This window comes from Bacteroides acidifaciens, assembly GCF_024623065.1.
Classification (GTDB): Bacteria; Bacteroidota; Bacteroidia; order Bacteroidales; family Bacteroidaceae; genus Bacteroides; species Bacteroides acidifaciens.
This window is the reverse complement of record NZ_JANJZR010000061.1, coordinates 11957-27223: the sequence shown is the minus strand read 5'-3', so window position 1 is coordinate 27223 and position 15267 is coordinate 11957. Positions and strand designations below refer to the sequence as shown.

9 protein-coding genes and 1 pseudogene are annotated in these 15267 nt (G+C 38.3%); 3 read left to right on the top strand and 7 right to left on the bottom strand.

The genetic code is table 11. The features are described 5' to 3' along the window. From NSB03_RS15175 to NSB03_RS15165, 3 genes are all read left to right on the top strand, one after another. A partial coding sequence (locus NSB03_RS15175) for a CatB-related O-acetyltransferase (protein ID WP_257466489.1) occupies nt 1-337 on the top strand: 337 nt, incomplete at its 5' end. Beyond that, nucleotides 334-2643 (top strand): hybrid sensor histidine kinase/response regulator, encoded by a 2310-nt coding sequence (locus NSB03_RS15170; protein ID WP_024988829.1) that lies wholly within the window; start codon nt 334-336, stop codon nt 2641-2643. The genes NSB03_RS15175 and NSB03_RS15170, both read left to right, overlap by 4 nt. Beyond that, nucleotides 2636-3958, top strand: coding sequence for a sigma-54-dependent transcriptional regulator (locus NSB03_RS15165; RefSeq protein ID WP_024988828.1), 1323 nt, complete (start codon nt 2636-2638; stop codon nt 3956-3958). Before NSB03_RS15170 ends, NSB03_RS15165 begins: the two co-directional genes overlap by 8 nt. Before the next feature lie 183 nt (nt 3959-4141). Here the strand turns inward: NSB03_RS15165 and NSB03_RS15160 are convergent. The 7 genes and pseudogenes from NSB03_RS15160 to NSB03_RS15130 form a co-directional block, all read right to left on the bottom strand. Beyond that, a pseudogene (locus NSB03_RS15160) lies at nt 4142-4930 on the bottom strand (phage integrase SAM-like domain and Arm DNA-binding domain-containing protein); the annotation flags it as partial. A gap of 402 nt (nt 4931-5332) precedes the next feature. Then, the gene (locus tag NSB03_RS15155) at nt 5333-6331 is read right to left on the bottom strand and encodes a virulence RhuM family protein (RefSeq protein WP_148332645.1); all 999 of its coding nucleotides are present in this window, start codon (nt 6329-6331) and stop codon (nt 5333-5335) included. A 26-nt stretch (nt 6332-6357) separates the two neighbouring features. Beyond that, nucleotides 6358-6804: an ASCH domain-containing protein gene (locus NSB03_RS15150; protein WP_024988132.1), complete on the bottom strand. Its 447-nt coding sequence runs from the start codon at nt 6802-6804 to the stop codon at nt 6358-6360. Further along, nucleotides 6786-8834, bottom strand: a complete 2049-nt coding sequence (locus NSB03_RS15145) for a GNAT family N-acetyltransferase (protein ID WP_148332643.1) — start codon at nt 8832-8834, stop codon at nt 6786-6788. Before NSB03_RS15145 ends, NSB03_RS15150 begins: the two co-directional genes overlap by 19 nt. Beyond that, nucleotides 8824-9720, bottom strand: coding sequence for an HNH endonuclease (locus NSB03_RS15140; protein WP_128824428.1), 897 nt, complete (start codon nt 9718-9720; stop codon nt 8824-8826). The genes NSB03_RS15145 and NSB03_RS15140 overlap by 11 nt, the downstream gene beginning before the upstream one ends. 91 nt (nt 9721-9811) lie before the next feature. After that, nucleotides 9812-11725 (bottom strand): AAA family ATPase, encoded by a 1914-nt coding sequence (locus NSB03_RS15135; protein WP_024988127.1) that lies wholly within the window; start codon nt 11723-11725, stop codon nt 9812-9814. Between the two features lie 2 nt (nt 11726-11727). After that, nucleotides 11728-15258, bottom strand: a complete 3531-nt coding sequence (locus NSB03_RS15130; RefSeq protein WP_257466488.1) for an Eco57I restriction-modification methylase domain-containing protein — start codon at nt 15256-15258, stop codon at nt 11728-11730. Nucleotides 15259-15267: the final 9 nt, after the last annotated feature.

Genomic DNA, 15267 nt, shown 5'->3' with positions numbered 1-15267 from the left:
TTGGGAATTGGATAAGGCAAATGTGGCTTCCGCTTGGGACAACAAAGGCGACATCGTAATAGGCAATGATGTATGGATAGGCTATGAAGCCGTTATTATGGCTGGTGTCCATATCGGTGACGGTGCTATTGTTGGTACAAGGGCGGTTGTGACGAAAGATGTTCCGCCCTATACCATTGTAGGTGGTATCCCCGCAAAGGAGATACGAAAGCGGTTCAGTCCTGATATAATAGAACAGATGCAGGATTTGAAATGGTGGGACTGGTCGGTAGATAAGATACGGGAATTTTTGCCTTATCTGAAAGATGGACGTTGGGATAAATTACAGGCAGTATGAAATCTATTAAGAATCTAATTTCACTCGGCTATTTGCTGATGGCATTATTGGTTATCGGCATAATGTATATTTGGTATAAAGAATGGTGCGATTTAGAGAAATTGGAAGTTCAGAATCGTCATATAGATACTTTTCGCCAAGAATCGCACGAAATATTTGTTCTTCTTATTGAACTTTCTTTATCAGGCGAGACAGTATTGGAGTGGGAATATGCAGATTTGGAACATTACCATTATCAACGCATGGCAATGGACAGTATGCTATGCCGTTTCAAAACGATTTATCCGACAGAGCGCATAGACAGTGTACGCCATCTTCTAGAAGATAAGGAACGACAAATGCGTCAAATCGTGCAGGTACTTGAACAGCAACAAGCCATCAACGATAAGATCACTCGTCAAGTACCCATAATCGTACAGAAAAGTGTGCAGGAACAGCCGCAAAAACCGAAGCGGAAAGGATTTCTCGGCATATTCGGCAAGAAAGAAAAGCCAAAGCCAACCGTGACCACAACAATGCTCCGTTCCCTCGACCGGGACATGATAGCCGAGCAACGGGCGCAAAGCCGCCGTCTGTCGGAATATACCGACAGCCTTGCGGCACGAAACGCGGAACTTAACCGGCAACTGCACGGATTTATACGCCAGATGGATAAAAATGTGCAAGCCGATCTGCAAAAACGGGAAGCCGAGATAACCGCAATGAGGGAACAGTCGTTTATGCAGATAGGTAGCCTGACAGGATTCGTCCTCCTTCTGCTGGCAATCTCATATATCATCATACACCGTAATGCCAACCGAATCAAACGGTACAAACAGAAAACGACTGATTTAATAGGACAGTTGCAACAGTCGGTAGAGCAAAACGAGGCTCTGATAGCCTCCCGCAAGAAAGCGGTGCATACCATCACCCATGAACTGCGCACACCTTTAACGGCAATAATCGGTTATACCGCGTTGATGGAAAAAGGGAATGATGCGGATAAAAAAGAGCGATATGTCCGTAATATCCGGCAATCCTCCGACCGTATGCGAGAAATGCTCAACACCCTGCTGAGTTTCTTCCGGCTGGACAATGGCAAGGAGCAGCCGAATTTCTCTCCTTGCCGGATTTCGGCAATCACGCACATTCTTGAAACGGAGTTTACGCCCATCGCCATGCACAAGGGACTGGCTCTGACCATAACCAATCAAACGGATGCAGTCGTCTTGACCGATAAGGAACGTATCCTGCAAATCGGGAACAACCTGTTGTCAAACGCCATCAAATTCACTGATAGCGGCGGCGTATCTCTGACAACGGATTATGATAACGGTTTACTGAAGCTAATCGTCAAAGATACAGGAACGGGCATGACCGAAGAGGAGCAACAACGTATATTCGGTGCGTTTGAACGTCTGTCAAACGCCGCCACAAAAGACGGCTTCGGGCTGGGATTGTCCATCGTGCAGCGTATCGTGACAATGCTCGGCGGCACAATCCGGCTGGAGAGCGAAAAAGGCAAAGGCAGCTGTTTCACTGTGGAAATCCCCATGCAGACAGCCGGGGAAATTCCGGAACGGATAAATCAAGCACAGGTTCATCATAACCATACATTCCACGATGTGGTTGCCATCGACAATGACGAGGTACTTCTCCTGATGCTTAAAGAAATGTATGCACAGGAAGGCGTACACTGCGACACCTGTACCGATGCTGCGGAACTGATGGAAATGATACGCCGGAAAGAATACAGCCTGCTTCTGACGGATCTGAACATGCCGGAAATCAACGGCTTCGAGCTGTTGGAACTGTTGCGCACTTCCAACGTTGGCAATTCAAGGGATATCCCGGTAGTCGTGATAACCGCTTCGGGCAGTTGCGGCAAAGAGGAACTTATAGAACATGGATTCACAGAATGCCTGTTCAAGCCGTTCTCCATATCTGAACTGATGGAGATTTCAAATAAATGCGCCATGAATGCGGCACAAAATGAAAAGCCGGATTTCACCTCCCTGCTATCCTACGGCAATGAATCCTTCATGCTGGAGAAACTGATTACGGAAACCGAGAAAGAAATGCAGGCGGTACGGGAGGCGAAACAACGGAAAGACCTTCAGGAGCTGAACGCACTTACACACCACCTGCGCAGCTCGTGGGAGATACTCCGTGCCGACCAGCCGTTAAGGGAACTATACAAATTGCTTCATAGCGATGGCACGCCTGACGATAAAACAATTGGTAATGCTATAAAAGCTGTGCTGGATAAGGGTTCGGAGATAATCCGGCTGGCAAAAGAAGAAAGGAAGAAATATAACAATGGATAAGACAAAAATCATCGTGGTGGAGGACAACATCGTGTATTGCGAGTTTGTCTGCAACCTGCTGGTGCGGGAGGGATTCCGCACCGTGCAGGCGTTCCACCTCTCGACCGCGAGGAAACTTCTGCAACAAGCCGCAGACGGGGACATCGTGGTTTCCGACCTGCGCTTACCCGATGGTGACGGCATCGACCTGTTGCGTTGGATGCGCAAGGAGAGTATGACGCAGCCGTTCATCATCATGACCGACTATGCCGAAGTGCATACGGCGGTGGAAAGCATGAAACTCGGTTCGCTGGACTACATACCCAAACAACTCGTGGAGGACAAGCTCGTCCCTCTGCTCCGTACCATACTGAAAGAGCGGAATATCGGGCGGAGCCGTATGCCCGTCTTTGCCCGTGACGGTTCCGCCTTTCAGAAAATCATGCACCGGATAAGGCTGGTAGCCCCCACTGACATGAGCGTGCTGATCTTCGGAGAGAACGGTACGGGCAAGGAGCATATCGCCCACCTGCTGCACGATAAGGGCAAGCGGGCAGGAAAACCGTTTGTGGCTGTGGACTGCGGTTCGCTTACCAAAGAACTTGCGCCGTCGGCTTTCTTCGGACACGTCAGAGGGGCATTCACTGGTGCGGACAATGCCAAGAAAGGTTATTTCCATGAGGCGGAAGGCGGCACGTTGTTCTTGGACGAGGTGGGCAACCTCGCACCGGAAACACAACAGATGCTACTCCGCGCCATACAGGAACGGAGATACCGTCCCATTGGTGATAAGGCGGATAGAAGTTTCAATGTCCGCATCATCGCCGCCACCAACGAGGATTTGGAGAAGGCGGTCAATGAAAAGCGTTTCCGGCAGGACTTGTTGTACCGTCTGCATGACTTCGAGATAACCGTCCCGCCGTTGCGCGACTGTCAGGAGGACGTCATGCCGCTGGCTGAGTTCTTCCGTGAAATTGCGAACCGGGAACTGGAATGCGATGTCACCGGCTTTGACGGAGAAGCCCGCAAGACATTGCTGACCCATGCGTGGCCGGGCAATGTCCGCGAGCTTCGGCAGAAAATCATGGGTGCGGTGTTGCAGGCGCAGACGGGTCTTGTCACGAAAGAGCATCTGGAACTTGCCGTGACGAGGGCGACTTCACCTGTCAGCTTCGCCCTGCGCAGCGATGCGGAAGACAAGGAGCGTGTCTTACGCGCGTTGAAGCAGGCGAACGGGAACCGCAAGGTTGCCGCCGAACTGCTCGGGATAGGACGTACGACGCTGTACAACAAACTGGAAGAATATGGATTGAAGTATAAATTTCAGCAACCATAGCCGGTAATTCGCTGAATTTGTATGATTTTGATTATCAGAATTTGGTTAATTCTCAAAATAATATTATCTTCGCATTGAGCTATTTGAAATGATTGAGAATCATGCAAAATGATGAAGACAGGTGGTTTCTAAGCCATTACCTATATCTCTATTATTAGCTTATAATTTATTGATAATCAACTACACATTAGTTAGTGCAACAAATGTATATACGCAGAAGATAAAGACATCCCGTACCAGTTCCAGCCGTTCAATCCTGAACTCTTTCTGCCATATCCGGTTTATCTCGGCTTGGCTTAGGAACTGTTTGTTTACCTCCACCTCGTGAAACTTGATCCCTGCAAACGGGTTCTTTGTCAGCCACTCGTTGACAATGGCAAGGTTTATCACTTTCTTAAAACATTTCATGTACCGGATAACGGTATTCTGTGCGCAATGCTTTTCTGTCTTTAGGTATAAGTCGAATTTGCGCACTAGTTCCCCGTTTACCTCACGCAGCAACATATCATCTACCTTGTAATCCCGTTTAACCAGTTCCATGAGGTATTTAAGGCAATTGTCGTAACGTCTTACGGTGATGTCAGCATAGTCCGTCCCGATTAGCTTCCGGCAGTTGTCGTTATGTTCCTTGAATACATTATACAATGTCTTGAAAGTTTCGTCCTTTCCCTGATAGCGGTTCACTATGGCACGTGCGGAGATAATCTTTCCCTCCAGTTCCAAGTCTTGGTAAATCTGATAGAATTTTACACGCAGGGCGTCAATGTAATGGTTAAGTTCTACGGAGTTTCGGTCTTTGCCTGTCGATTTCTCTTTTTCCTGCGACCAGAGTGGGACTTTTACGCTCCGCTTTAGTTGAAGTTCCACGTATAGGCGGTCATAAGTGACACGCACACGCACGGGTGCTTCCCCGTTTTTTAACAGTTTGCTACGCTTGATGAAGAACAACACGCTGAATCTTTTTCTTTCCATACGGCTTTTTTAATGATACAAAGTTAGGAAATCGAACCGAGAACCCTGTTATGTAAAATAGTGCAATGTGCTGTAAAAGAATGAAGTAAACACCTCGCAGTGGAACATTCCGGGCTTTTAAAAACAGTCCCTTGAATAAGGACGTATAGTTTGCTTCAATCCCACTAATTTTGCCTATTCTTGGAAAAGAAAAATCCCCGAACTTCTTTGAAATTCAGGGATTTACATCGTTTTGCCTTCTTAAAACGTGGTGCCACCAGAAATCGTAATTTATTTCCAAGTGGTTGAATATCATTCTTTTCTAAAAGCTACTCAACTGCAATCTCCTCCGTTTGCTCCACCAATAACTTGCGTTGTTTTGCGCAAGGTTGCGTGAAAGTTTCCGAATACAAAGGTAGTGAATTAGTTTGAACTTTTACCATTATTATCTTTCAATCTTTTGATTTCCTTATCAAAATCGCTTTCAAGCTGTTCCATTTCGCGTTTGCGATAGATGGCAAACTCCTTTTCTGCCTTCTCAATCGCTTGTTTATGCGAAATGTTTCCCTTACCAATCAAAACCTTTCGTTTGTGTGCTATAATTTGGTCGTCCAGTGCTTCTATCCAATCTTTCATTCTCATAGGATTCATTTCCAATGCTTGGAACTCGGCAAAGTCCAAGAAACCGGAAACAAGCAGATTCAGGCGTTGGAGTTCAATCTCAGACAAATAGTTCTTGGCAATCTTTACATCATCCTTAGTTACATAGCTGCCTTTGAAATTAGTCATACCTACAAACGGCTTTTCGTTGTCCACACGATTGTAAATAACCTCGGCTGCCGTATTCTCGTGGACAGCGTAATGCAACTTGTTCTGAACGGTGGCAAAAAAGGTCTTTGTCATCTCGTCACGTGGGTCATAATCGGTGGCGGTAGCGTATATATCTGTTACTTGCTGGTAGAAGTTGCGCTCACTACTACGAATATCCCTGATACGTTGTAATAACTCACGGAAATAACGGTTACCACCTTGCTTTAAGCGCTCATCATCCATCGCAAACCCTTTCTGGATATACTCATGAAGCCGCTGGGTTGCCCATCGTCGGAAGCGGGTTGCAACCTGAGACTGCACACGATAGCCAAGGGCAATTATCATATCAAGATTATAGTGGTCAATGTTACGTTTTACCTGACGATTACCCTCTTGACGAACTAACAAGAATTTCTTGTTGGTTGCTTCTATGGTAAGTTCTCCATCCTTATAGATATTATCTACATGCTGGCTAATATTCTGTTGGGTAGTACAATAAATTTCTGCCAATTGATTTTGCGTTAGCCACAAATCCTCATCAGTGAAACGCACCGAAATACGAGTTATCTCGTTATCGTCTTGATAAAGTATTATTTTGTTTTCTTCGTTCATATCTTTCACTTTCCAGTATGAGTAATTTATTGTTTAATCCTTTGCGACAATGCAATTGTAATTTCCTCATTTGTTACATATCTATAAATCTGTGGAGGATGAAATTTAGAATCGACTTGTTTTAATTCCTCCAACCCAATAGGTGTTATTGGTTTGATTATTTCGAACTCAATACCAATTGATTTTTTATGATTAACATAATATGAATCGAAATCTTGTTTCATTATTCCTAAACGAATTGAATACTTTACCCACATTTCATTAGGAGTACATTCAATGATGTTTTTTACTTTTCCGAATCCGATTACAGCTTTAACTGGAGCAGAAGCATATATAATGACATAATCCCCTGGTTGAATATGAGGTCTCATTTTTCTCAGTTCAATATCTTTTTGACCTGAAATCAATTTATTTGCATATTTTGGCTTAACAGCTATAAACAAATATTTATGCGCTATTTTTGTTCTTTCCATTTGCCTAATTGATAAATTTGGAAAAAGATTGATTCATTGATTTCTACAGGAGAAGCAAAAGTATTTCTCTTTCTTCCGTTAGACATCAATATGTCTTGGATTTTATTGTAATTTACAGGATAACCAAAGACTTCTGTATGACAAAATTTTAGAGTTCTAATATCCATATTAATATTACCATCACATAATTTCGAAATATCCTTCCATTCATAAGTTCCATAACGCCTATTCACACGAAATAGTGTTTTAGGCTTTCCTGTCATTACATCTGTCAGATATGAAGAAGCTATTATTGATTTTGTATGAGAATGAAATTTATCTTTTCCGCTTGCGTACCATAATATTCGCGCAGGACATTTTTCTGTTATAGGTTTTGTATGTCTGTAATACACGTTCTCAAAACTCCACAATTTTTCTGGATTTGCCCCAAACAAGTCTTCTCCAGCAATAGTAATATCAAACAATTGACCTGCCCAATATGGCTGTATTGGAATAATATATGTAGGAATATTGAGTCCTTTAATTTTCAGAGGGAACAGTTTTCGTTCTACTTCAAATAAAATTCTATCACTATGATTAATAGTTACTTCAGGATATATTTTTCTAGTAATCAGAGATATATCTTCTTTTTTTATAACTTTGTTGAATACGTATTTTACATAATAATCATCTTGTCTGATAAAGCCGAAGTTACTAAGTATTTCTTTTTGTTCTTCCGTGATAAACTTCTCGTTTAATACTATCTGCGACTTATTGCCATTTAATGTAGTTTGAAGAATATTGGAAATCAATTTAAAAAATATTGCACCACACATATCTTTTGCTAAAATGCGTAGTAGTTCAATGTCTGTTGAGTCTTGTTTTTCGATAAAACCATAAAACGCGATTACTTCCCCATATCGTTTTAGAACATACAAAGCCCCTCCATTTGCATTAACCATATTGTATACAGAAGTGCTAAAGGCTTGCTTATCTTCGCCCATTTTCTGCATCCAAAATCTATCAACACACGAAAATAACTCCTGAGAATTTAATTTCGAAATAGAATCCGAATACACACCTTTCAATTGATTAGGCAAATACTCTTCTCCATGTAGAAGTTGGTCTATTTGTATGATAAACTCTTGTGGATTATAAATTTGTATTAGATACTTTTCCTCTATTTGTGATCTTCTATTGAGTAGTCCATCATCATAAGTGATAAAATAAGGTGTGTGCGATACAATACACGAGGCCACTTGCTTCCTATCAGAAATATCATTCTCAGATGTTCCGCAAATAATGCTTTCCAATTCACTTACAACTTTTTCCTGTTTTTCAATATCAACCTGTAATTGAGAAAAAGACATGAGGAAATTTCGTGTCTTCGCAGCACGCTGCAAATTTTCATCTCTGTCTATTTCATTGTATGCCTCAGGTGCGAAACATAACTCGGTCTCATCAATAAGCCAATCTGATAATAAGCCACGAGGATCTTCAAGCGGATTTACTGTTTCTGAATTTTCTGCTTCCCGTAACTTTACAATGATGTTCATATCCAGCAAGGCCTTAACTTTGGATGCCGAAGATTTCGAAAACAAGGTTGGTTGATTGAAATCATACCACCATTTATTTAAATAATTCTCATTATAACTTCTGCTTCTTACCTTATCTAAAGGAACAAAACCAAAGTTCTTCCATACATTAGATGCGTATGTAAAATCTGTTCGACAACTAAGTGAAATACCCCGATAATTTTTTTCGTATTTTTTCTTCAGTGCTTTTAACAATGCAGTAGAAACTCCTTTTCCTCTATAATCCTCACTGACACAAAGATGTACAATACTCACTCGTGACAGACGAAAAACGACTCGATACATTAAATATCCAGCTAAAACCTTACCATCGTGAGCAACAATTATGCATCTGTTCTTTGCATGATCTTCAAAGCCGCCATCTGGCATAAAGCCCAATGTGGCAGAGTTTTTTCTTCCTAACGTTTTTACGTCTGAGAAAAACTTATTTTTATTATCAATGAATTCAATTGTCATCTTTTTTAATTAATATAGGATTCACATCAGACAAGCTAAAGGAAAATGTTTCGGAATTATCTTTCAGCGGAGAAATGTCATTATGTTCTTCTAACCATTTCTGATATCCTGAAATATCGGGATCTGATATGCAAATGGCATATTCTATTCCGGCTATACTCATTACAAAATATATTTCAGCTTCATAATTACCATTTGGATAGCATTTGTATTCTTTTGTAAAAAGTTTCATTTCATGAAGGATTTCATAATAAATGTTCTCGTTTTGATTGAAGACACAATCTCCTTCCGAATATATCCGGCGCTGATTATATTGCCAATATGTACCCTTACCATATCGGGCATACTCTCGCAAATCTTTCAATAGATCACATTCATTTCCTAGTAATTCTTGGACACACAAATCATATTTGTCTTCACCCATATTGTATAAAAAATACTCATAAGCGCATTTGGCAAGGAAACGTGACACAATAGTGCTCGGGTATTCCGGTATAGGAATATATGGACTTATCATTGTTTTTGCTTTACCTGTTTTTATTAGTTCAAGAAGTTCTTCATTTTCTTTTTTGTCAAATAATGCTATAAGTTCGTTTTTTGTTGTTTGCAGCACAACCTCACAACTTTTTAATGTACTTGGAAATATCATCCTCTCTTTAACAAGTTGTCCTTTTTTTGTCAAAATCTCATTTCTAAATCGCATTGAAACGAAATATGATTGTTCCAGCAATTCTTTCTCAACTTTAACAGCAAAATAATGGTTGCACGCATCGCAAACATATCCCTTTGGCAAAAAGTGATGCTTATTTCCAAGTGACTCAGGGATTATATGTTCAACACTCTTTGATATTGAAGAATCCTTATGGCAGAATATACAGATACTCATATTTCATTTTTCAAATTTATTCTCAGATTATTTCTTTCTATGTTGTTGTGCTGAACTTACAAAAAACAAAAATTGCTATTATCATAATAATCTAAAGTTTATCTTTAATGAAAACACCGTGATCTTTTATCACATCTAAAAGATTTATCGTAGAGTCACACCCATATCTTCCGATATAATACCAGTATGCTTCGTATATCGAATCATACGTAACTTCAGGATTGATATCCATTGGTGTTCCATTCTTTATTATTTTGTAAACCACACATTTTGTATAGTATGAAACATTTTGATTTCCATTATATTCAAGTATATTAATCTTTTTACTTCTTATATCTATACAAATCGTAACAGGTTGACCATTATCCGCTGTTAGTTCTATACCTAATTTAGAATTAACATCTATTTGATTTTTGTTCAATCTGATTTGATCCAATTTTGAAAGTATCTTCATTATGGATAAAATCTCATTACCATATATAGGAGAAGATACATCATAATGTGATACTGTATTTAGGACATTGTCCTTAAATATTTTCAAATCTTTAAACTCTTCAAAATTAATAGATTCTTTTTGACAATAATCATTTAAACAGACAATTCTATCATTTAAAGATGTTTCATCCGTTTTACCTGTTCTTGAATCTCTTTTCTTTAATAGTGTGTCTGGATATAATTGGCTTAATATATCTTCACACCATTTTCTTAATTGCTGTCCACAAGCTGGATAGTCGTGTATTATATAATATTCTTTTGCTTTTAGTTCTGTATCTTTTTCTTCGACGAAGATAGGATAAGGATTACATCGATTGAAATCAATAGAATTATCTCTATCGTGCATATACACACCTCCACAAAGCCAATCATTTTGTTGCTTATTTGCACATATCCTTTTTCTAAATGATGCGAACAAGAGTTTATCATGAGTAAAGATATAAAGTTTGTATTTAGGATAGATATCTTTAAATATATAATTTATGACTTTCATACGATTACTCATATCAAGACTAATAAGCATATCATCAAGTGCCATAAATGAGCCTGGTGTTATCGCTACTGTTGACATGCTGGCAAATCTAACAGACAATGCAATAGCTGTTAATTTTGCTTCATTAAAATGGGATTGTGGCTTATGAATAAGAATACCCTCTTCTTTAATCTCTATTCCAATTCTTGGAGGATATAAATCTTCCTTATCTAGGATTTGGCTATTTCTAATATTACCATAATAAAGATAGAAATGTTCTTTCAATTTATTATCTTGGTCGTCATCACTATAATATATCAACTTTATTTCAAGAGACTTATCACCTTCATTTTTAAAATTATTATTATAAATAGAACTAACTTTTGTGTTTATTCTATTTATAGAATTATTTAAGTATCCATTAAAAGTATTTATTTTATCCAGAATGCTATTATCTTTTAATCCAATGCCTGCATTGTAATCAGATACAATTTCATCGTAAAAATCCGCCAAAAATTGGGTTGTTCCAGCTGGGATATGGAATGGAAGAATATCTTTATAAAAAACATTCCATAAATCTATTTCTTCAGAATTCCTTGCTGCATGAAAACGTGATATATATGAATGATTAATAAATACAGAATCTTTATTTAACATTCTAATTTCACTCTCATTTCCTCCATTTTGAGATGATAGTCCTCCATTATCAAGTCTCCAAATCTTACCATCATTAAAAGTAATACGTATATATGGTGTGTATGTATTAGCCTTGGCCTCATCAAATCTAAAGATGTTAATCAGATGTTCATTGTTGGTAATAAACTCTTCCCCATTTACATCACCTGGTTTGAAATACTTAACACCTTTATCATCTTTGAATACACTTTGTAATAATGCGTGTAAAGCGTAATACAAAGAGGATTTACCACTTCCATTTTCACCGTATAAAAGCAGGTTCTTACCTGTTCCCAAATCTAACTTAAAGTTAGTAGGAAACGCCTTGAATCCATCTATTTCTATTTGAGTTATTGTTGCCATAGTTATGATAAAATAATAGTCCTTAATACCTCAGAATCTGAAAGTGATAAAGAGTTTAATGATTCAATGATGCCTGTTGAATCAATCTTCATATACAAATCCCAAATATCAGTTATATTAATAGACTCTCTTTGATGTATGTAGTTACGTAATACGGTGATTGTAGATACCCCATTCATATCATTAGGAAGATATATCTCGTATATACAACCATCTATTAGTTTTTCAAATTCAGAGGAAATGTATGAATTCTGAACCAGTTCACTGGCTCGCTGTTCTGTACTATTAAGCAAAATAATCATATCAACCAATTTTGCTACTATTTCTTGTACATCATTTGATGGTACTGCAATAGGAATCTGTTGCAGAGGTTCTTTATCTAATTGATAGTTGGCACCCTGCATCTTTCCTTTATTTTTAAGCCAAAACTCTATCAGTTTAGAGTTTAACAAACCTGTTAGGTATCTCATGTTAACCCTATTAGTCTTTATTACATAGAATGTTGCCGACATATAATTCAGTCCATTTGCATATGCAAAAACCGGTTTGCCAGCACACTTTCTCAATGCAACTATTTTCTCTCCAATAAAGAAGGATTCCACTCTCGATCTATGTAAACCATAAGGCTTATTATCAGATGAAATAACATCTTTAAATCGATCTAAATGTTCTTTTAAATGCGGGTAAGAATCCATACTATGAGGATTCTTAAATCTAGATGTTGTATATATGATATTTAAATCTGTTGTTCCAATTATATACCTTGTTACATTCTCAGAAGAATTATAATATGGCTTAATAAATTCTGTTTCAGACTCCGTTAGGTTTAATGCAGCTAATTCATACATTGAAAGTCCAAATATACCTTCACCAATATTAAAACCATATTTTTCTGACAATTTCTTGTTTATAAAGTCATAGTGTGGATGTATTCCATTTGTCAATTCGTCTTCTGTCAAGAATATGTTACCCTTTACATTGTAAATTTTATCCAAAATATCATCGCTTTGACTGAATGTGATATTCTTGCCTAATAAATTAGCCCTCCTAATAGTTGGAGCATAGTACTCCGCATCATTAGATGTTTTATCCAAAATTGATATGGCTTCTCTTTCAGTTGCTTTATACTTTGTTAATTTACGGTAATCAAACGTGTAATCATCTGTTACCTTATCTTTTTGGAACATCATAATCATAGTTTGAATGCTTGCGCTCTCAAACATCATTACCGCTCCAAAATCGACTATATTACATATGCGAGTCTCTTTAATTACCTTCTCGCGTAATTTACTTGCCCCAAAACTTGTAGTCCAGTTATTTGTTGCAATAAAGCAAAGAACTCCATTTGAGTTAAGTAAGTCTAAGCTATTACAAGCAAACAGATACCATATATCCATCTTCCCTTTGTAATAAAGAGAGTTTTTATATGGCTCAAAAAAAATCTTTGACATACGACCTTCCTTGATATAGGGAGGATTAGCTATGATTATATCAAAGCCAACAAAAGCCCCCTTATCGTCTAATAATTGAGGATACTCAAAACGCCATTCAAATGAGTCCTTATATTTTTTGTTGTTAAGAATTCTATTTTCTTCTTCAACAATACTTAATAGCGTTTTTTGGGCTTTTTTATATCCTACAGGATCTTCTTTTGCTTTACATTTTCCCCAAAAATCCACAAACTCATAATCTAGTACATCTGCTTCTGCCTTTTGTCTATTCTTTAAATCTTTTATAGCCAATGTGATTTTGAAACAATTTTTTATTTCATTTATTTTTGCTTTTAATCCAACTTTATCTGAATGTTCTTCCGTATACTTAATAACATCTTGTTTATATTTTTCGAGAGTGTAATCTTCCCAGACGGTCTTTTTCTTTTTTGAAATATCTTTTCCTACACGATTGTATTCCTCAAATACATTGACAATAGGGGTATCTAATGAATAGCGGTATACTTGAGAATTTCCACAAGTGATTTTATAATCAAGATTCGGCAAAGGTTGTGGTTTTTCCGCATCAACCACCAACGCCAGCCAGAAACGCAAACGGGCTATATCAACGGCACCCTGCTCGATATCAACGCCAAAGATATTATTTTGAATAATATTTCGTTTTGTTTGAGTTGAATCAAAGTTGCCATGAGGTTCTGCATGTGAATGCAAATGATGTATTGCGTGATACAATACATAAAGTATACCCATAGGGAATGCGCCCGAACCAATGGCTGGGTCACATACTTTTACATCTTTGAGTAGTTGGGTAAAGCGTATTGCAATGTTCTTGCTTTGGAGTATAGGGTTCACCACACCATCATTTATAAGCTGATCAATAACTTCTGCATACTGCTCTGATGGCTCGTGTGTTTTGAGGTATTGTATCACACTCTGGCGGCACATATATTGTACAATCTCTTTTGGGGTATAAAAGGCACCTTTGTCTTTATTGTCCTCCAAAAGATTTTCAAAAATATGTCCCAACATTTCAGGATCAATACCTACTTCGCTATCATCAGGATCATTTTCGTCAATAGTAAAGTTATATTGAGAGAAGAACTCCATCAAATTCTTGAAGTTGACATATGGGAAATCAATAGGCTGCTTATCCACATCGTCTGCTTCAAATAAGCCACCATTAAGATATGGGATGCCTATAAACTCTTCTAAGAGTTGTATATTCCATTTTTTATTAATGAATAACGTTTTTCTATCTTCTGGCTTTGTGTTTAGAATGCCAAAGAATAATGGCTCAAACACATCACTTAACAGTCTCTCATTATCGATATGCCTCTCAACAAGATTACTAAGGAATTTTTTATCTCCACCTTCCCATTTAGTGTTAGATGCAGGTACACCCATCCATCCTTTCTTTTGCAAGAACTGCAAGAATACCAAACGGCCTAATAGCTTCTTGACATAATCACGATGTGGTTTTGTATTGCCAATCTCTTTCAAGAACGCATAGTATTGCTCTTTGTATTCTCTAAAAAAGTCTTTGTTGAGTCGCTCGACAGAGAATGCATCAATAACATCTGTCAAATAGATAGATTCAGATGTCTTCTTATTAGCCAATTCTATAAGTCGGCTTGCAGCCGTAGTGCAAGGCTCGTTTTTGCCTAACAAGAATGTATATCGCTTAGGGGCAGTCTCCTTCTTAACCAATTCACCGCTTTCATTGAAATAGGTCTGCTTGGCAATAAAGGTCAAACGATAGTCGTCTTGGTTTTGTGAATAATAGAAAACCAAAGCTCCATGAATCAAGCCTTGATCCACATACTTTGCTGCAATATCGCGTAAACTTTTACGATTACGTGATATTAGTACATTGTCAGTGACTTCAAAATGAAATATGGCTAATGAGCGTCCATCGCCCAATCGGATATTTCCAACATGCCCACCATCTTTCACATGGGAATCCGTAATCTTAGCAACACTTGTGAAGATTTCAACTTTTGGGAAGATCTTTTCCAACAAATCTTTCCAGATGTTGAAATCAAATCTTGCAGATAGTATATTTTTCAAATATGCTTGATTCATAACGATACT